We start from the raw sequence: 18,402 nt of genomic DNA on the forward strand, positions 1-18,402 counted from the left end.
ATTGAAAATGAAAATTTTGATGGTTCTGACGTCGCACGCTGAACTGGGCAACACCGGCAAAAAACCGGATTTTGGCTGGAAGAGTTTGCCGCGCCCTATTTCGTCTTTAAAGATGCCGGGGCTAATGTGGTCCTGGCCTCGCCAGCGGGTGGACAGCCGCCGCTTGATCCTAAAAGTGATTTACCCGAATTTCAGACCGAGATGACTGCACGCTTTAAATCTGACGCGGCGGCTCAGCAGGCGCTGGCCACCACCGTTAAACTGAGCAGCGTCAATCAGCACGATTTCGATACCGTATTTTATCCAGGTGGTCATGGACCCTTGTGGGATCTGGCAGAGTCAGCTGACTCCATCCAGTTGATCGAGTCCTTTGATCGCGCAGGCAAACCGATTGGCTTTGTCTGCCATGCGCCAGGCGCGCTGCGTCATGTTAAGGCCGCTAACGGTGCTCCGCTGATTCAGGGCAAAAAGGTCACTGGGTTCACTAACAGTGAAGAAGCCGCGGTAGAACTGACTGACGTCGTGCCTTTCCTGATTGAAGATGAGTTCATCAAACTGGGTGCGCACTATCAAAAAGGAGCTGACTGGGCACCTTTCGTGGTGCAGGACGGTCATCTGGTGACGGGGCAAAACCCGGCAAGTTCAGAAGACGTGGCAAAAGCCCTGCTTATGCAGTTGGCTGCACAGCGCCCATAAGCCTGATTCAGCCCTGATAGCGCACCGCCTCCAGCAATTTAGCAAAGGCGGCGGTGTGCTGTTTGCGGCTGGGATAATAGAGGTAATAGCCGCTAAAAGGCTCACTCCAGTCCTGCAACACCCGCTGTAAACGCCCTTGTTCAATCAGATCGCGGACCGCATCTTCTGGCACACAGGCGATCCCCATGCCAGAAAGCGCGGCATCAATGCGCGATGACAGGTTATTAAATATCAGTTGCCCTTCGACTTTGACGCGAATTTCTTTGCCGTCTTTGGTGAATTCCCAGTTATATAATCCGCCTAATGTGGGCAAGCGCATATTAATGCAACTGTGATTTTGCAATTCATAAGGCGTTTGCGGCTTACCGTTTTCGGCAAAATATTCAGGAGTGGCAACAATCGCCATACTCCAGTCCGGGCCAATGCGCACCGCGACCATATCTTTTTCAACCTGTTCACCTAAGCGCACACCGGCATCAAAACGGCCGCTGACAATATCCGTCAGGGTGTTATCCACCGACAGCTCAACTTTCACCTCGGGATATTGCAGCAGGAAGGGTTTTAGTAAGGGCCATAAAGTGGTTGATAGCGCATGTTCACCCGCCGTAATACGAATCGTCCCCGTCGGTTTCCCTTGATTAGCGACTAAGTCCTGCAGGGCTTTTTCAATATCAACGATCATCGGCTCAACGCTTTTAATCAGCTGCTCACCCGCTTCTGTCGCCGCGACGCTACGCGTCGTGCGGGTTAACAAACGCGTATTGAGGCGCTCTTCTAACCCGCGAATGGCGTGGCTTAACGCCGATTGGGAAACGCCGAGCTTAGCCGCAGCACGCGTAAAACTCTGTTCACGCGCCACCACCACCAGGTAGGTGAGATCATTAAAGTTTTCCCTCAGCATGGTTTTATCCTTTTCGGTTTAGCTGTCGTGCGGCAAAACAATATACATAACCTGAAATATATGTGGGACTTTCACGAGTAGTACGGCACAAAGCGTTAAATTGTGACACCCATCAACTCATGAAGCCATGCGCCTGTATTTTTCCTTGTAATTAATGAATGAGGTTCATAGCGCTTATCGCGGTTTCACCTCTAATTAAATGTACTTTGTAATGATACTGTTAGTCGGTCTCTGAGCCTGTTGAGCAGAAGTCAGAGACTCGACGTTAACTGAGGCCGCAAACATGGACAGACATGAAATCCTCATTCAAGACCTGATTGTATGGATTGATGACCATCTGCGCCAACCGCTGAAAATTGAAGAGGTGGCGCAACGCGCGGGATATTCAAAATGGCATTTGCAGCGCATATTTCAGCGCATCATGCATATCAGTTTAGGCAATTACATTCGCGATAAAAAACTGGCGTTGGCCGCTGAAGACTTAATTAACAGCAATGACGCAGTCATCGATATCTCAATGAAATACGGCTATGACTCGCAACAGTCATTCACCCGCTCATTTGTCAGAAAATATCGCGTACCGCCAGCCACCTGGCGGCGATTAAACGCACAAAAGTTCCCTTTCCAGGTGTAATTCACCTTCACGACCGGCCTCCGGGAGAAAATCAGAATGCCCCACACCGTGGCAATTAAGCCGCTGGCTTTGCTATGCGCGTCATTTACTTTGTTATTAACCGGCTGCGATGCCGCATCCGCGCCCTCTTCCGCCACCTCGTCGGCTCCGGATGTACAGGTGATGACCTTGCAAGCGACAGCATTAGCCATCACCACTGAGTTGCCTGGCCGCACCTCCGCTTTCCGTGTAGCAGAAATCCGCCCGCAAGTCTCTGGCATCGTATTACAACGCGCTTTCCGCGAAGGCAGCGATGTGGTGGCAGGTCAAACCCTGTATCAGATTGATCCAGCACCCTTTCGCGCCAGCTATGACAGTGCCCGTGCGGCACTTTCACAAGCTGAGGCGAATGCACGTATCGCCCAACTCACGTTGACGCGTTACCGCTCACTGGGCGATACGCAATATGTCAGCCGTCAGGAGGTCGATCAGGCACAGGCCACCGCCGCACAAACCCGAGCGGCGGTGGATGCCCAACTCGCCGCGACAGAGTCAGCACGCATTAATCTGCTCTGGAGCACGCTTAAATCGCCCATCAGCGGACGCATTGGACGCTCATCCGTCACCGAAGGTGCGTTAGTGCAAAGTGGACAAACCGACGCACTGGCCACGGTGCAACAACTCGATCCTTTGTATGTCGATGTCACCCAATCCAGTGACGATTTCCTGCATCTGCAGCAAGCCTTCTCCAGCGGTCACCTTCAGCAGAACAGCGGAAAAACCCAGGTCAACGTAGTGTTTAGTGATGGTTCCCTCTACCCCCACAGCGGCACCCTGGCCTTCTCTGATGTCACGGTCGATGCCACCACCGGCGCCATCACCCTGCGAGCCATCGTACCCAACCCTGAACATCAACTGCTGCCGGGCATGTTTGTGCGTGCCCAGTTGGATGAGGGGCGCGACCCACAAGCATTGCTGATCCCGCAGCAGGCTGTGACTCGCACACCGCGCGGGCAAGCCACCACGTTAGTGGTGGGCGCCGATGACAAAGTAGAAGTGCGAGCGATAAGCGTGGCTGAAGCCGTTGGCGACGCATGGCGTGTCAGTGGCGGCGTTGAGGCAGGCGAACGCGTGATTGTATCTGGCTTGCAGCGCGCACAGCCGGGCATGGTGGTGCATCCCGTCACCCTTCCTACCCCAACCGGGAGCGCTCACTGATGTCACGTTTTTTTATTGATCGACCCATTTTTGCCTGGGTGTTAGCCATTATTGTGATGCTTGCCGGGGCGATTTCTATCCTAAAATTGCCAGTGGAACAATATCCCGATGTCGCCCCCACGGCGGTGCAAATCCGTGCCACCTATCCCGGCGCGGATGCCACCACCTTGCAGAACAGTGTGACGCAGGTGATTGAGCAAAATATGAGTGGGCTGGATGGCCTGATGTACATGTCCTCGACCAGCGACTCATCGGGCACCCTGCAGTTGACGCTGTCGTTTGAAAACGGCACCGATGCGGATATCGCTCAAGTGCAGGTGCAGAATAAGCTGCAACTCGCCACGCCCCTGTTGCCGCAGGAAGTGCAGCAGCAAGGGATCACCGTGCGTAAATCCTCTAGCGTGTTTTTCCTCGTGCCCGGCTTTGTCGATGAAAGTGGCCGCATGAGCATGGAGGACATTGCGGATTACGTGGCGGCAAACCTGAAAGATCCCATCAGCCGCATTAACGGCGTAGGCGATACCACGCTGTTTGGCTCGCAATACGCGATGCGCATCTGGCTCGATCCCAACAAACTCAACAATTATCAGCTCACCCCGGTGGATGTGATGAGTATGATCCGCACCCAGAATGCGCAGGTGGCAGCCGGGCAGCTTGGTGGGGCGCCTCCGGTTAAAGGCCAGCAGCTCAACGCTTCAATCATTGCGCAGACGCGCCTCACCTCACCGGAAGAGTTCGGCAACATTCTGCTGAAAGTGAACAATGACGGCTCACAGGTGCGTCTGCACGATGTTGCGCGCATTGAACGCGGCGGTGAGAACTACAACTTTGTTGTGAAGATCAATGGGAAACCGGCGTCTGCTTTAGGCATTCAGCTAGCCAGCGGTGCCAATGCACTGGATACAGCGAATGCCATTCGCGCGCGCATCAATCAACTGAAGCCCTATTTCCCTCAGGGGCTGAAAGTGGTGTATCCCTACGACACCACGCCGTTCATCAGCATCTCAATTCATGAGGTGGTGAAGACCCTGTTTGAAGCCATCGTGTTGGTGTTTCTGGTGATGTATCTGTTCCTGCAGAACCTGCGCGCCACGCTGATCCCGACCATTGCCGTACCGGTGGTATTACTGGGTACCTTCGGCATTCTTAGCGCGTTTGGTTACTCGATAAATACCCTCACCATGTTCGGCATGGTGTTGGCCATCGGGCTATTGGTCGATGATGCCATTGTGGTGGTTGAGAACGTCGAGCGCGTGATGGCAGAAGAGGGATTAAGACCTAAAGCGGCCACACGCAAATCCATGGGCCAGATTCAGGGAGCCTTAGTGGGGATTGCGCTGGTGCTCTCGGCGGTCTTTGTGCCGATGGCCTTCTTCGGCGGCAGTACTGGGGTGATCTATCGCCAGTTCTCCATCACGATTGTCTCAGCGATGGTGCTGTCGGTGCTGGTGGCGCTGATCCTGACGCCAGCCCTCTGCGTCACTATCCTGAAGCCGATTAAGCCGGGCACCCACGGACAACAGCGCGGTTTTTTTGCCTGGTTTAACCGTAAGTTTGACCAGAGCAGCCACCACTACAGCAACGTTGTGGCGCGGATGCTGCATCGCAGCGGTCGTTTTTTGCTGATCTATGCGCTACTGGTGGGTGGTATGGCGGTGCTATTTATGCGCCTTCCCACCTCATTTTTGCCATCTGAAGACCAGGGTGTTCTCGCGACTCAGGCCATACTGCCGGCCGGTGCCACGCAGGAACGCACCCAAGCGGTACTGGATCAGGTTAACGACTACTATCTGACTCATGAGAAAGACAACGTTGAGAACGTATTAACCGTTAACGGTTTCGGCTTTGCAGGGCGTGGCCAGAATGTGGGGATCGCCTTTATCGGCCTGAAAGATTGGTCGCTGCGCCCCGGTGACAGCAATAAGGTCGATGGCATCGTCAGCCGCGCTGCCCAAGCATTCAGCAAAATTTTAGATGGCAATGTGGTGGCGTTTAATCTGCCGCCAATCATTGCGCTGGGTAATGCCACCGGATTTGATTTTGAGTTGATTGATCAGGGTAGTCTCGGGCATGACAAGCTGTTGCAGGCACGCAATCAACTACTGGAACTGGCGCGTCAGCATCCTGAGACGCTGGCGGCTGTGCGCCCTAACGGCATGGAAGACAGCCCGCAGTTCAAACTCAATATCGACCAGGAGAAGGCCACAGCACTCGGCGTTGATCTTTCCGACATCAACACCACCCTGAGCAGCGCCTGGGGCGGCAGTTACGTGAACGACTTTGTCGATCATGGCCGTGTGAAAAAGGTCTACGTCATGAGTGATGCGCCCTGGCGCATGATGCCAAAAGACATTAATGACTGGTATGTCCGTGCCAGCAACGGAAAAATGGTGCCTTTTGCCAGTTTCGCCACCGCCGAATGGGTTTACGGTTCACCGCGGCTGGAGCGTTACAATGGTTTGTCCTCACTGGAAATTCTCGGGCAGCCTGCGCCGGGCAAAAGTTCAGGTGAAGCCATGGCGCTGATGGAACAGTTAGCACAACAACTGCCCTCCGGCATCGGTTTCGACTGGACCGGTATGTCTTATCAAGAGCGCATGACGGGCGAGCAAGCCCCAGCGCTTTACGCACTGTCCCTCATCGTGGTGTTCTTGTGTCTGGCCGCGCTGTATGAAAGTTGGTCCATTCCGTTCTCCGTGATGCTGGTGGTGCCGCTGGGTGTCTTGGGTGCGTTACTGGCCACTCTGTTACGAGGACTGAGCAACGATGTCTACTTTGTGGTCGGCCTGCTGACCACCATTGGGCTGTCGGCAAAGAACGCCATTTTGATCGTCGAATTCGCCAAAGATCAGATTGAGATCGAAGGCAAAGGCGTGATCGAAGCCACGCTGGATGCGGCGCGTATGCGTTTACGTCCGATTTTGATGACCTCACTGGCCTTTATCCTTGGCGTTTTGCCACTGGCGCTCAGTTCGGGTGCCGGGTCGGGCGCGCAAAATGCGGTGGGCACCGGGGTGATCGGTGGCATGGTTGCCGCTACGCTGCTGGCGATTTTCTTTGTTCCAGTATTTTTCGTGGTGGTGCGCAACCGCTTTGCTGGGCGTAAAGCCGAAGAGGAGGATGAAGATGAATACGCTATGGATTGATGATTTAAATTCATAGGTTCAAGCTGATTTTCGTCACTAATCAACGCAGCCCGGCTTTGTTACAGTAAGCCGGGCTGTCACTTCATCCTGCACGCATTGTTATCACTCAATTAAAGACACCATGGACATTAAAACCGTTACCCATCCTCCCGATTTCAAAACCGGCATCGCGTTTATCGTGATTCTGAGTGCGTTGATGGCATTTACCTCGCTCTCAACCGATATTTATTTGCCCGCCATGCCGGCTATGTCCGCGGCACTGCACGGTGATTCAGAACTGACAGTGACGGGATTTCTGATTGGCTTTGCCATCGCACAGCTCATTTGGGGGCCCATTAGTGACCAGTTGGGCCGCAAAAAACCGCTCTACATCGGCATGGTCATTTTTGCCGTGGGATCAGCGGGCTGCGCCCTCTCGACTGACATGATTCAGATCGTCTTTTGGCGGGTCATTCAGGCTGCCGGTGCCTGTACCGGCCCGATGCTGGCGCGCGCGATGATCCGTGATCTTTTTACCCGGACACGCGCCGCACAAATGCTGTCCACGTTGATTATTGTTATGGCGATTGCACCCATCGCTGGCCCGCTGTTGGGTGGGCAGATTATTCGCTATTCGCAGTGGCCGGTGATCTTCTGGTTCCTGGCGCTGGTGGGCGTACTGATGTTCTGCTCTCTAATGTGGCTTCCGGAAACATTACCGCTGGAAAAACGCGTAAAAGCTTCACTGGGGCACGCATTTTCGAATTACCTGACCTTGCTGGGTAATAAGAGTTACATGCGTTTCACCCTGTGCGTGACCTTTTATTACGTGGCGGCCTATGCTTTTATCGTGGGCTCACCTGCGGTCTACATCAGCTATTTCGGCGTTGACCCGCAGCACTATGGTTGGTTATTCGCCGTCAATATTTTGGGTTTGGTGGCGATTAGCACTCTGAATAAACGTTTAGTGCAAAAGGTCAAACTTGAGACCCTGCTGAAAGGTGCCTCTTTTATCGCCGCCATGATGACGCTAATGATGTGCGTGATGCTGAAAACACACCCCACTGCCATCGCCGCGCTGGCGATCTGTATTTTTGTGTTCTTCTCCATGAACGGCATCATTGCTGCTTCCGCAACGGCGGCAGCGCTGGATGCAGTGCCTAATGCAGCGGGATCGGCTTCCGCGCTGATCGGTTCGTTGCAATACGGAAGTGGGATTATTTCATCCTTGCTGTTGGCATGGCTGAATAACGGCACGCCGTGGATCATGGTCGGCATTATGACGGTTTTCACGCTGCTCAGTTTCTTGATCACGCTTGGCGGGCGCAGACCACACATGCCAAAAGCGTCAATCGACGCCAGGGCGCAGTCATAATGAAGGGCGAATGATCGCCCTTCATTATTTATCCTCGCTCAAGAGATTCCTTAGTTTGACTCACCGACGCCATACTTTCTGTTTCGGGCTGAGTCACATCTTTTTTTATCACGCGCAGAATAACCGCGGTGAGTAACGCCCCCGCAGCGATGGCAAACATATAGGCCAGTACATGCGTAATGACGTTGGGGATAAACAGCACGAACACGCCGCCGTGCGGTGCACGAGAAGCGCACCCGAGTCCCATGGAGAGCGCACCGGCCAGGCCAGACCCGGCACATATTGCAGGAATGACGCGCAGTGGATCGGATACGGCATAAGGAATCGCGCCCTCAGTAATAAAAGAGAGTCCTAATACATAGGTCACTTTTCCGGTTTCACGCTCTTGTGCGCTGAATTTACGTTTAAACAGTGTTGTCGTCAGCGCAATGCCAATGGGTGGCACCATGCCCGCGGCCATACACGCCGCGATCGGTTCATATATTCCTGTCGACATTAATCCAATGGCAAACATGCAGACGGTTTTATTTAGCGGCCCACCCATATCAAATGCCACCATGACGCCAATGATCATCCCCATCACAGCCGCATTCATATTGCCCATGCTTTGTAAAAAGGTGGTAAGTGCTTCCAGTAATAATTTTATCGGTTGCCCAATCACCAGGATCATCAGAGCTCCGGTCAGTAGCACCGTTAATAAAGGCACAATCAGAATAGGTTTCAATCCCGCGAGCACCTGCGGTAACTGGATATATTTCACCACCAACAGGGTGATATATCCGGCGAGGAAACCGGCGAACAGTGCGCCTAAGAAACCTGCACCAGTGTGCACGGCGAGCATACCGCCCACGGCGCCGGAGACAATACCGAGATTACCGCTGATAGATTTGCTGATGCCCAGCGACAGAATGGGCAACATTAACGCGAACGCAGCGCCGCCGCCTACGTCAGAGAGCATTTTGGCGATAGGACTAAAATGGGCATCACCTGGCGTTGCGGCAGTAATGCCGAAAGAAAAACTGAGGGCAATCAGAATGCCGCCGGCCACCACAAAGGGGATCATCAGGTTTACCCCAGTGATTAAGTGAACATAGAGTTGGGAGACAATAGATTTACCGTTAGTGAGAGGAGGCGTGTCTTTGGTCGTTTCCTTTTTCTGCTCAACAAGCGCTTCGGGCTGAAGCGCGCCATCCAGAATGCTGTTTAATAGTCCCGTGGCATCTTTTGCTGCTCGAGCGACCGGCACTTTAAAGATACGTTTGCCACTAAAACGGCCTGTATCAATCACTTTATCCGCTGCAATCAATACCGCATCTGCGTTATTAATATCTTCATCTGTGAAGTGATATTTGCTTTCCACCGCACCGTGGGTTTCCACCACAATATCAATACCCATTTTTGCAGCACTTTTTTTCAGGTTGGCTTCCGCAATATACGTATGCGCGACGCCTGTGGGACAGGCGGTGATGGCAATGAGTCTCATTGATAAACTCCACATGGTCGATATTATCGCGATGTCGTTTATTCGACTTCGCCACTATTGACGGCTTTTGGTTATTCGATGAGTAAGGTTGTAAAACGATTGAACGAAGGGCGAAATACTAAATGTTGGGCAGATTGTGGACATTTTATTGAACACTACAATTTGGCTTCATCAGGGATAGGGATTACAGCCGCTGGAGGCCGAAGGTTTAATGCTGGTTTTGGGTCGCCATACATGGCAACCCTACGATGGTCGTGCGGGGTGTTCGCAGAGTGCGCATTTTATGCGCGCCAGGGTAAGCCAACGCACTGGCATTGATTTAAAGGCCCCTACTCTGATTCTGCCACTCACGCACGATTGTCTGGATCAGTTGCCCGGCCGGCATTTCTCGCGCCAGCCCCGCGCCCTGTCCTGCCCATTGTGCGCCAAAACCGGGTTCATTTTTGGCGGCAGCCGCTGCGGCTAAAGCCTTGCCCAGTGAGTAGGTTAAGGGATAGTCGGGGATCTCGTCGGATCTGACATCCTGGCTAAAACGGCAGAAAGCGTTGCGTAAGCAGCGCGCCTGACGGCCCGAGATGGCCGCCGTCATCACCGTCGCCGTTTCATTGGATTGTTTGAGTGCGGCGCGGTAGGCGTCATTCGCTGCCGATTCTGGACAGAGTACAAAAGCCGTGCCCATTTGCACGCCGGTCGCGCCCAACTGCATCATGGCGGCCATGCCAGCGCCATCCATGATTCCGCCAGCAGCAATAACCGGATGGGAAGTGTGTTGCCGAATAGCCTGCACGAGTGTCAACGTCGACATTTGAGGATCGAAAGTCCGTGGATCAAATTGCCCACGGTGACCACCCGCCTCCATGCCTTGAGCAACAATAAAATCAATTTTGTGTTCAGCAACCGCTAGTGCTTCCGTGACGTTGGTGGCGGTAGCGAACGTGATAATCCCCCGCTGTTTAAACTGCTCAATCACCTGAGCTTCTGGCAGGCCAAAATGAAAGCTGACTGCAGCAGGCTTTGCCTTTGCAATCACATCAAACATCGCATGATTGCCTAAGAAGGTTTGGTAAATCTCCTGCAGTTCATCTGGTAGCGCTGCGCCATAGCGGGCAAACAATTCGCGGAACCGTTCAATCCATGCCTGCTCGCGTGCAGCATGGCGTTGAACTGGGGCATGGCAAAACACGTTAACGTTGATCGCGCCACGCGTCAGTGCCTGTGTTTTGGCGATCATCGCTTCCGCCTGTTGAGGCGTTGCCGCCCCCACGCTGATCGAACCCAGCGCCCCTGCCTCAGTCACGGCGGCTGCCATTTCCGGTGTTGATACACCGGCCATCGGCGCCTGTACTATCGGGTATTGCAAACCTAATGCTTCACAAAGCGAAAGTGCCACGGTGATATCCACGCTAAATTTAAGTGAAATAAAAGTAGCACCGATTCAAAGCCGCCTCCAGATAACATGCATTTTAAATGCACCTAAATATCAGCGGGCGATGTCATTTATAGTGACGCCGCGGCAAACGCGCCCGGCGTAATGCCAAAATGTACGCGGAATTTTTTAATAAAATGGCTCTGATCAAAAAATCCAACATCGTTAGCGGTTTGCGCCGCATCCAGTCCCAGCGACAGCAGGCGTTTGGCGCGCACCAGGCGGATTTGGGTGAGATATTGATGCACCGACAGACCCGTGAGCTTTTGGAAAGTGCGCATAAAATGAAATTCGCTCAAACCGGCCACGGCGGCGATCTCACTGACTGCGAGCGGTTGATGATAGTGGCTGTGCAGGAAATCAATCGCCTGACGGATATCGGCACGCAAGGCGTTTTTTTGCCCGCCTTTTAGGGTGCGTTCGCCATGTTGACGAATCAACGTATTAAGAATCTGATAGAGCGCACACTCCTTTTCAACCGCATCTGGGCTCTGCTGCATCACGGCGGAAGCCTGCAGCATCTGCTGGGCCAGCGCAGGATCATAACGCATCCCTTCGGCGCCAAAATTGAGTTCGCCTGTGCCGCCAATGATTGACTCAGCCACCTCATTGACCAGCGAAGCTGAAGGATAGAAGGCACAATAATCCCAACCCTCATCACGTTGAACCGCTTCCCCGGTGTGCACTTCTCCCGGCTGGATAACCATTACGGTACCAGCAGCAGCAATACCCTGCTGGCGACAAATACGCGTGCGCTGTGCGCCGCGTGCAAACGCGGCAATCACATATTCGTCGTGGAAATGTGGCGGGTAACTGTGCTCATAACAGCGCGCGCGCAGGATTTCCATTCCACCGAGCATTCCTCGATCGCGCCACAGTTTGATGTCGTCACGTTTTTCCTGCATCACAAATCCTTCGCTGATTTTCTCCGGGAGCAGGATTTTACTATAGCCTTGTGCATCCATGCTTATTATTGCTGCATCTGTTGAGAAGGTTTTGGAACTTAATTATGTCGTTGAATAGTCAAACCCTGCCAAAACACAGCGAAAGGGAGAGCTTTCGTGCGGGATTTATCGCCTGTTTACCCACGGTGCCAGGCTACCTGAGCATCGGTTTTGCGGCGGGCGCCATTGGCACGCTGGCAGGGTTTTCTGTGCTGCAAACCGCGCTGTTAGCAACCCTGCTCTACACCGGTTCGGCGCAGTTTTTATTTTATTCACTCTGGGCCTCCGGAGCGGAAATGACCTCGGTGGTGTTAAGCGTGATGCTGGTGAATCTCCGCTACTTGTTGATGAGTTCCGCCATTAGCGTCTTTTTCCGCGGGCAAACCGGCTGGCAGAAAGTGGTCAGCGGCCTGTTACTCACCGATGAAACTTTCGGTGTGGCCGTACAACACGGTAGCCAGCACGGCAAGATCGGCTTTAGCTGGATGTTTGGCCTTAACCTGCCCGCCTGGCTCAACTGGATTCTTGCCTGTGTGATCGGTGCTTACGCAGCGTCAGCAGTGCCCGAATCACTGATGGCCGGTCTAAGCTTCAGCCTGGTGTCGATGTTTATCGGCTTAATATTAATGACGTGGTTTGCCAGCCGTCGTAAATGGCTTGAAACGCTGGCGATTGTCGTGGCGGTATTGGTGACCTTTTTCTCGGCCGGACACCTCGACCTGAGTGTGGTGGTGATTGTGGCGGCCTCAATTGCCGCCAGTTTAGCAACGCTGGTTTTACGCATGAAGTACAAGGAGGGTGTGTAAAATGGAACGTAATGTCCTGCTGACCATTGTGATTGCGGCGCTGGTCACGGCGGTCATGCGCGTTGGCCCGATTCTGCTGCTCTCACGTTTTCGCCTGGCCCCACTGGCGCAACAGTGGCTGAGTTTCATTCCTGCAGCGATTATGGCGGCCATTGTCACCGCCGAATTAGTGGAGAAACCGGCCCTCACCGCTTCAGGGCTGAGTTTATCCCTGCTGGCCGCGCTGATTGCCGCCATTACGGGCGTGATCACCCGTGGTTTATTTGCCACCGTATTGGCAGGCATGGTGGCCTATACAGCACTGCGCTATATATTCGGCATGTAGGCTTAAGGGACGGCCCAAAAGCCGTCGCCTGTTAACTGACCTCCGGGGCTGGCGTGCGCTTGCCCTTCAACAGATTCCTCAGTGCAGGCTCCGCATATTTACTGATAAACCACGCGATATAATAGAGAACGGTCGCTACCGCTATCGGCATCAGCAACATGACGAACTCATTTTTAATGTGCACATTGATTTTTATCAGTGTGGCAATCATCAAATTTTCATGGATCAAATAGAACGCATAACTGGCAAAACCAATGGCAGTCAGGAAGCGCAACGATAAAATGCGTTCTAACATTCTTGAATAAAAACTGGCAATAAAGAACAGCATCACCATCAGTAAAGGTATAACAGTAATGACGCCAGCATTTTTAATGAAATAGCTGAAGTTGATCAGTAACGCAAACGCCACAATCGCATAATGGAATGCCTTATCCCTGCCATGCATCCGTTCATATACCAGACATCCCACCATAAACCAGGCGTAATGGATAAAGCCGAATTTAGATACCACATCGACTAGCAAAGGATGTCCCAGCGATTTTAAAACGGACGCACCTGATAACAGCAACATTGGCACCAGCAAGCCTGGCAAACAATATTTTCGTCCCAGAGTAAAATAGATTAAACCGATAATCAGGTAAAATACCGCCTCAACGTAAAGCGACCAGAAAGATCCCGCCATGGATTTGAATTCAATGCCGGTGATTTGCGTTAGCGTCTCAGGATTGGTGAAGATAAGGCCTGGCAGCAAGTTTTTGACATGTGGCGTCATGGCTGACCATTCAGGGTAAAAACCTCCCGCAAAGAAAAGCAACAAACTGGCAATCAGCATCGCTGGAAACAGGCGCAACCAGCGTTTCTTCAGGAAACTGATATAGCTTTCTGATTTGTCCAGCGTCATAAATATGACAAACCCGGAGATCATAAAAAATAGTTCCACCCCGAGCCAGCCAAAAGAAAATATGGGAATATGTTGGGTATGATTAACATAAGGCAACAGCTCAGGCCAACGTGCATAGGCATGGTAGCCAATGACCAATAAAATAGCTAAGCCGCGCATTCCATCAAGATGCTTGATACGTGCGTGCATAATTCCCTCAGGAAAGATGACCGTGTGAGTAAAGTCAAATTAACACTGAAGCAATTCCTATCACAATAAGACTAAATCTGATTAAATAAGTTACAAACAAAAGTTTATTTAACAACACAGACTCATACTGCACAAGTTTACATTGGCCTTACTATCATTATTAAACAACGAACTCTACAGGTCATTTATCTACATGCTCGCAGTAATAACAGGCCAGTCATTAACAGCATCATGACCGGCCTGTAATAAATATCTGTAAAAAATGCTAATCAATACTTATTCTGGCGGTAATGCCTGCAAAATACGCTGCGCATCACCCGCGCTGAGTGGGTAATCGTAAAACTGTCGATAAAACGCCTGCGTGGCGGTCACCATATCAATCTGGGGAAACAGTGTCGGATGAAGCTGTTTTGCCGCCCATTTTACAGAGTATCAACAATAAATAGAGTCAACATGCCCGCACCTACCAGCCAGTAAAAGATCATTGCCCAGTGGCGAAACACAGGTTGCTGGCTGTAGCGCTCATGAAGGATAAAAAGCAGCAGCAGTACCGCTGCAGTACGATTGACGAGGAAACTCATTTCACCCCGAATGAAATAAATCATGATGGCGAAAACCACACTTCCAAGACTGAGTAAGGCAAAGAGGCCTTTGGCCCAAAATAAAGATCTCAACATAATGTACGATTCCTGTAAGCAGCAAAAGGATGAACAGTATTCATCCTGATTAGATGATGCTGACAGGTTACGTCTCATTGGTGTTATACTACAAAGTCATAGTTTTCAACCATACATGAGATGAATTCATCCATGAAAATACAGCGCCTACCCCCACTTGGTGCTATTCGCGCCTTTGATGCCGTTGCACGTCATGCCAGTTTTAAAATGGCCGCGGATGAAATTGGCGTCACACCCACTGCGATAAGCCATCAGATAAGGGTATTGGAAGAAGCACTGAATCAACGCTTATTTACCCGGTCTGCACGTGCCGTGACGCTCACACCCGCTGGTGAAACACTTTTCCAGGCATCGACACATATTTTCGCCACCCTGCGCGATGCCGTTGATACTCTCAAGGCTGCCGAATCCCCGGCCACTTTGACCCTGAGTACCACCTCTAACTTCCTCACCAACTGGCTGGTGCCACGTCTGTCCAGACTGCATCAGGAACATCCGCATATGGCGCTGCGCCTCCATAGCGGCACTGAATTGGTGGATGTACGTGGTTCCGTAGCGGATTGTGCCATTCGATATGGCATGAACATTGATGAGGACCTGGACTCTACACTGCTTTACAACGACAGATTTGTTCTGGTCTCCAGCCCACAGCTGGACTTGCAGGACGTTACCGATTTGCGCAATGTCACCTTATTTCATGTTGAGAACCGCCGCGTTCCCACACCGGAGCCCAACTGGCAACAGTGGAAGGAGAGCTATGGTCCCGATGATTTAAAGGTGGAGAGCGGCATCCATTTCGACGACGAAACGCACGCAATTCAAGCGGCCATTGCCGGTCAGGGTGTGTTGCTGGCCAGTGAATTATTGATTCAGCGCGCCTTGAATCAAGGCTTATTGCAGATTGCCTTGCCAGGAACGTTACCGGGCGCCCGTTACACATTCGTCACCAGTGTGGAAAAGGCACAGCGCCAGGATGTACAACAGTTCAAACAGTGGTTATTGCGGGCTTTTCATGAACCGTGACATTGCGGCGCAGGTCCAATCGACTCTCTGCGCACCAGTTCGCCGGAGAAAGTTCTGCGATTGCGCATTTCGCCACCATCCAGCATCGAGATCAGCCGTTCAAGGGTTTCCTGAATCATGTCTGTAACTGGCATTTTGACGCTGGAGAGTGACGGGATGGTAAACGGAGCCAGTGGAATATCATCAAAACCCAATACTGAGACCTGAGCGGGTACCGCAATATGATGCGCCGCCAGCGCTTTCAGCGCGCCGACCGCCATCTCATCGTTACTGGCAACCAGTGCGCTGAAGGGTTTCCCCTGCGCCAGCAGTGTCTCAACGGCCGTCACCCCATTTTGCGCCTGCCATTTTCCCTCAATAATCAACGCGTCCTGCACCGCAATCTGATGCTTGGCCAGTGCCAATTTGTATCCCGCCAGTCGTTCACGTCCGGTGGGTGAATCCAGTGATCCGGTAACAAACGCAATGTCACGGTGCCCCAGTGCGATCAGTTGTTCTACCGCATCCGCACAGGTCTGCTGCTGGTCTGAATAAATACAGTAGCTGTCATGCTGACGTAAACGGCGGTTAATCACCAGAATGGGATGCTTGTGCTGATCAATGATCTCATCCATCTCTTCGATGGTGAGAAAACGTGGATAGATGATCACACCATCACAACGCAGGTCGAGCAGAAACTGAATCGCCGCCCGCTCCTCTTCTGCACTGTGCTTGCCATCCACCAGTAACAGTTGCCGCCCCTGTTGCTCCATCAACCGTGCCGAATGTTGCATCAATTCAGTGAAATAGCTGCCGCTGTAAAGGGTATTGGTGATAACCAGACCAATCGTCTGCGTTGATTTGGTCGCCAGATTACGCGCCAGTAAATTGGGGCGAAAACCGGTTTCAGCTATAGCCTGAAATACCTTTTCGCGCTTCTCTTCGCTGACATAGCCGTTGCCTGAAAGAACACGTGAGACCGTGGCTTTGGACACACCCGCAACTTTTGCCACCTCAATGATGGTTGCCATTTTTCACTCTTTTAGATGCCTGCATTGCCGCAGTGTACCTAAGCGGCGAATAGTGCGGGAGTTTTTCTCCAAAAAACCTTTCGAGTACGCGCGTTAAGAAAACGATCGACTTCACACTTATCAACATCAGTTTATAAATACCTTGCCTGGATTGAAGTGGCTGTTCATGATTTTGTGAAACCGGTTTCTCACAAGTCACTCATTGACGTTTGTACCCCTACTAAAAAAACAGAGATCCAACATCCATGGCTAAAAATTATGCTGAAGTATCGCGCGCCATCGTGGCTGCACTCGGCGGGTTTTCCAATATTGAAGCCGTCACCCATTGCATGACGCGCCTGCGCTTCGTGTTAAAAGACAGCGCGGTAATCGATAACGCCGCCCTCAAGGCCATTCCTGGCGTGATGGGCGTGGTGCACACCGATACACAATGCCAGGTGATCATCGGCAACAACGTTAATCTCGCCTATCAGGAGGTGTTGAAGCTGGGCACGCCTGATGGCAGCCTCGGTACAGCGGTAAAACGTAAAATCACGCTGCGATCGATTGGCGCAGGTATTCTGGATGCGTTGGTCGGCACCATGTCACCGCTGATCCCTGCCATCATTGGTGGGTCGATGGTGAAACTGTTGGCGATGGTGCTGGAAATGAGCGGCGTACTGCCGAAAGGATCGTCCACGTTGGTGATACTGAATGTCATCGGCGACGGTGCTTTCTTCTTCCTGCCGATCATGGTTGCGGCGTCAGCGGCGTTGAAATTCAAAACCAACATGTCGTTAGCCATTGCCATTGCGGGCGTGCTGGTGCACCCCAATTTTGTTGATCTCATGGCAAAAGCAGCGCAAGGCCAGGCGGTAGAGTTCGCTTATATTCCCGTCACGGCGGTGAAATACACCTACACCGTTATTCCCGCCCTGGTGATGACGTGGATTTTGTCTCACATCGAATATTGGGTTGATCGTTTTACCCCGGCGGTCACCAAAAACTTCCTGAAACCGATGCTGATCGTGTTGATTGCTGCGCCTATCGCCATTGTGCTCATTGGGCCGATTGGTATCTGGATCGGCAGCGGCATTTCTGCGTTGGTCTACACCATCCATGGCTATCTCGGCTGGCTGTCCGTGGCGATTATGGGTGCGCTGTGGCCACTGCTGGTGATGACCGGGATGCACCGCGTCTTTACACCGACCATTATTCAAACCATCGCTGAAACCGGCAAAGAAGGCATGGTGATGCCGTCTGAAATTGGTGCCAATTTGTCCTTAGGCGGATCGTCACTGGCGGTGGCGTTCAAAACCAAAACCCTGAACTGCGCCAAACCGCCTTCGCCGCTGCAGCTTCCGCCATTGTCGCCGGCATTTCCGAACCCGCGCTCTATGGTGTCGCGGTGCGTTTGAAACGTCCGCTGATCGCCTGTTTAATCAGCGGCTTTATTTGTGGTGCCGTCGCCGGCATTGGCGGACTCGCCAGCCATTCCATGGCCTCACCGGGTCTGTTCACCAGCGTGCAGTTTTTTGATCCGACCAATCCCATGAGCATCGTCTGGGTGGGCGGCGTGATGGTGCTGTCGGTGGTGCTCTCTTTTGTGTTGACCCTGATTCTCGGGTTTGAAGATGTTCCGGTCAGTGAAACGGCCTCTAAACAACCGGTTGCAGAGGCAACCAAAGCCGTAAGCGCTAATTGATAAATT

The 18,402-nt window shown here is 52.3% G+C and carries 14 protein-coding genes and 2 pseudogenes; 9 read left to right on the top strand and 7 right to left on the bottom strand.

What is annotated here, in order from left to right; all coding sequences use genetic code 11:
• Positions 1 to 7 precede the first annotated feature (7 nt).
• Positions 8 to 696: pseudogene (locus PSSD_RS09880) on the top strand (type 1 glutamine amidotransferase domain-containing protein).
• Between the two features lie 7 nt (positions 697 to 703).
• Here the strand turns inward: PSSD_RS09880 and PSSD_RS09885 are convergent.
• Positions 704 to 1,597: a LysR family transcriptional regulator gene (locus PSSD_RS09885; RefSeq protein ID WP_039334159.1), complete on the bottom strand. Its 894-nt coding sequence runs from the start codon at positions 1,595 to 1,597 to the stop codon at positions 704 to 706.
• Between the two features lie 283 nt (positions 1,598 to 1,880).
• Between PSSD_RS09885 and PSSD_RS09890 the strand changes: the two genes are divergently transcribed.
• The 4 genes from PSSD_RS09890 to PSSD_RS09905 all read left to right on the top strand — a co-directional run bounded on the left by PSSD_RS09890 (position 1,881) and on the right by PSSD_RS09905 (position 7,928).
• A complete protein-coding gene (locus tag PSSD_RS09890) occupies positions 1,881 to 2,231 on the top strand; it encodes a helix-turn-helix domain-containing protein (protein WP_039334157.1) in 351 nt (116 codons plus the stop codon).
• Between the two features lie 36 nt (positions 2,232 to 2,267).
• The gene (locus tag PSSD_RS09895; protein ID WP_058971100.1) at positions 2,268 to 3,428 is read left to right on the top strand and encodes an efflux RND transporter periplasmic adaptor subunit; all 1,161 of its coding nucleotides are present in this window, start codon (positions 2,268 to 2,270) and stop codon (positions 3,426 to 3,428) included.
• Entirely contained in the window at positions 3,428 to 6,574 is a 3,147-nt protein-coding gene (locus PSSD_RS09900) for an efflux RND transporter permease subunit (RefSeq protein ID WP_039334152.1), read from the top strand. The genes PSSD_RS09895 and PSSD_RS09900 overlap by 1 nt, the downstream gene beginning before the upstream one ends.
• Before the next feature lie 121 nt (positions 6,575 to 6,695).
• The gene (locus tag PSSD_RS09905; RefSeq protein ID WP_058971102.1) at positions 6,696 to 7,928 is read left to right on the top strand and encodes a multidrug effflux MFS transporter; all 1,233 of its coding nucleotides are present in this window, start codon (positions 6,696 to 6,698) and stop codon (positions 7,926 to 7,928) included.
• Positions 7,929 to 7,956: 28 nt separating this feature from the next.
• Here the strand turns inward: PSSD_RS09905 and PSSD_RS09910 are convergent, their stop codons facing one another.
• The 3 genes from PSSD_RS09910 to PSSD_RS09920 form a co-directional block, all read right to left on the bottom strand.
• Entirely contained in the window at positions 7,957 to 9,411 is a 1,455-nt protein-coding gene (locus PSSD_RS09910) for a PTS fructose transporter subunit IIC (RefSeq protein WP_058971105.1), read from the bottom strand.
• Between the two features lie 319 nt (positions 9,412 to 9,730).
• Positions 9,731 to 10,801, bottom strand: a complete 1,071-nt coding sequence (locus tag PSSD_RS09915) for an NAD(P)H-dependent flavin oxidoreductase (protein ID WP_153011427.1) — start codon at positions 10,799 to 10,801, stop codon at positions 9,731 to 9,733.
• 107 nt (positions 10,802 to 10,908) lie between these two features.
• Positions 10,909 to 11,742: a helix-turn-helix transcriptional regulator gene (locus PSSD_RS09920; protein WP_058971161.1), complete on the bottom strand. Its 834-nt coding sequence runs from the start codon at positions 11,740 to 11,742 to the stop codon at positions 10,909 to 10,911.
• 104 nt (positions 11,743 to 11,846) lie between these two features.
• Here PSSD_RS09920 and PSSD_RS09925 point away from each other — a divergent pair, with 104 nt between their 5' ends.
• Together PSSD_RS09925 and PSSD_RS09930 are read left to right on the top strand one after the other, a co-directional pair.
• On the top strand, positions 11,847 to 12,587 hold the full coding sequence (locus tag PSSD_RS09925) for an AzlC family ABC transporter permease (protein ID WP_058971112.1): 741 nt from the start codon (positions 11,847 to 11,849) through the stop codon (positions 12,585 to 12,587).
• A gap of 1 nt (position 12,588) precedes the next feature.
• Complete coding sequence (locus tag PSSD_RS09930; protein WP_058971115.1) at positions 12,589 to 12,912, top strand: AzlD domain-containing protein; 324 nt, start codon at positions 12,589 to 12,591, stop codon at positions 12,910 to 12,912.
• Between the two features lie 31 nt (positions 12,913 to 12,943).
• Here PSSD_RS09930 and PSSD_RS09935 read toward each other — a convergent pair whose 3' ends face one another.
• Together PSSD_RS09935 and PSSD_RS09940 are read right to left on the bottom strand one after the other, a co-directional pair.
• Positions 12,944 to 14,002: an acyltransferase family protein gene (locus PSSD_RS09935; RefSeq protein WP_058971117.1), complete on the bottom strand. Its 1,059-nt coding sequence runs from the start codon at positions 14,000 to 14,002 to the stop codon at positions 12,944 to 12,946.
• A 422-nt stretch (positions 14,003 to 14,424) separates the two neighbouring features.
• Positions 14,425 to 14,679 carry a hypothetical protein gene (locus PSSD_RS09940; protein WP_058971120.1) on the bottom strand — a complete coding sequence of 85 codons (255 nt, stop codon included), beginning with the start codon at positions 14,677 to 14,679 and terminating at the stop codon, positions 14,425 to 14,427.
• A 132-nt stretch (positions 14,680 to 14,811) separates the two neighbouring features.
• Between PSSD_RS09940 and PSSD_RS09945 the strand changes: the two genes are divergently transcribed.
• On the top strand, positions 14,812 to 15,702 hold the full coding sequence (locus PSSD_RS09945) for a LysR substrate-binding domain-containing protein (RefSeq protein WP_058971123.1): 891 nt from the start codon (positions 14,812 to 14,814) through the stop codon (positions 15,700 to 15,702).
• On the opposite strand, the gene PSSD_RS09950 is transcribed toward PSSD_RS09945, so the two are convergent.
• Positions 15,690 to 16,712, bottom strand: a complete 1,023-nt coding sequence (locus PSSD_RS09950; protein ID WP_058971127.1) for a LacI family DNA-binding transcriptional regulator — start codon at positions 16,710 to 16,712, stop codon at positions 15,690 to 15,692. The two genes, PSSD_RS09945 and PSSD_RS09950, sit on opposite strands and share 13 nt — an antisense overlap.
• A 245-nt stretch (positions 16,713 to 16,957) precedes the next feature.
• Between PSSD_RS09950 and ascF the strand changes: the two are divergent.
• Positions 16,958 to 18,396, top strand: a pseudogene (ascF, locus tag PSSD_RS09955) (PTS cellobiose/arbutin/salicin transporter subunit IIBC).
• Positions 18,397 to 18,402 lie beyond the last annotated feature (6 nt).

The sequence above is a fragment of the Type-D symbiont of Plautia stali genome, from assembly GCF_001485335.1.
Classification (GTDB): Bacteria; Pseudomonadota; Gammaproteobacteria; order Enterobacterales; family Enterobacteriaceae; genus Pantoea; species Pantoea vagans_C.

Excerpts from the sequence above, each read along its gene's own strand:
- PSSD_RS09885 (WP_039334159.1), bottom strand. The coding sequence starts at position 1,597 with ATGCTGAGGGAAAACTTTAATGATCTCACCTACCTGGTGGTGGTGGCG.
- PSSD_RS09890 (WP_039334157.1), top strand. The coding sequence starts at position 1,881 with ATGGACAGACATGAAATCCTCATTCAAGACCTGATTGTATGGATTGAT.
- PSSD_RS09895 (WP_058971100.1), top strand. The coding sequence starts at position 2,268 with ATGCCCCACACCGTGGCAATTAAGCCGCTGGCTTTGCTATGCGCGTCA.
- PSSD_RS09900 (WP_039334152.1), top strand. The coding sequence starts at position 3,428 with ATGTCACGTTTTTTTATTGATCGACCCATTTTTGCCTGGGTGTTAGCC.
- PSSD_RS09905 (WP_058971102.1), top strand. The coding sequence starts at position 6,696 with ATGGACATTAAAACCGTTACCCATCCTCCCGATTTCAAAACCGGCATC.
- PSSD_RS09910 (WP_058971105.1), bottom strand. The coding sequence starts at position 9,411 with ATGAGACTCATTGCCATCACCGCCTGTCCCACAGGCGTCGCGCATACG.
- PSSD_RS09920 (WP_058971161.1), bottom strand. The coding sequence starts at position 11,742 with ATGCAGGAAAAACGTGACGACATCAAACTGTGGCGCGATCGAGGAATG.
- PSSD_RS09925 (WP_058971112.1), top strand. The coding sequence starts at position 11,847 with ATGTCGTTGAATAGTCAAACCCTGCCAAAACACAGCGAAAGGGAGAGC.
- PSSD_RS09930 (WP_058971115.1), top strand. The coding sequence starts at position 12,589 with ATGGAACGTAATGTCCTGCTGACCATTGTGATTGCGGCGCTGGTCACG.
- PSSD_RS09935 (WP_058971117.1), bottom strand. The coding sequence starts at position 14,002 with ATGCACGCACGTATCAAGCATCTTGATGGAATGCGCGGCTTAGCTATT.
- PSSD_RS09940 (WP_058971120.1), bottom strand. The coding sequence starts at position 14,679 with ATGTTGAGATCTTTATTTTGGGCCAAAGGCCTCTTTGCCTTACTCAGT.
- PSSD_RS09945 (WP_058971123.1), top strand. The coding sequence starts at position 14,812 with ATGAAAATACAGCGCCTACCCCCACTTGGTGCTATTCGCGCCTTTGAT.
- PSSD_RS09950 (WP_058971127.1), bottom strand. The coding sequence starts at position 16,712 with ATGGCAACCATCATTGAGGTGGCAAAAGTTGCGGGTGTGTCCAAAGCC.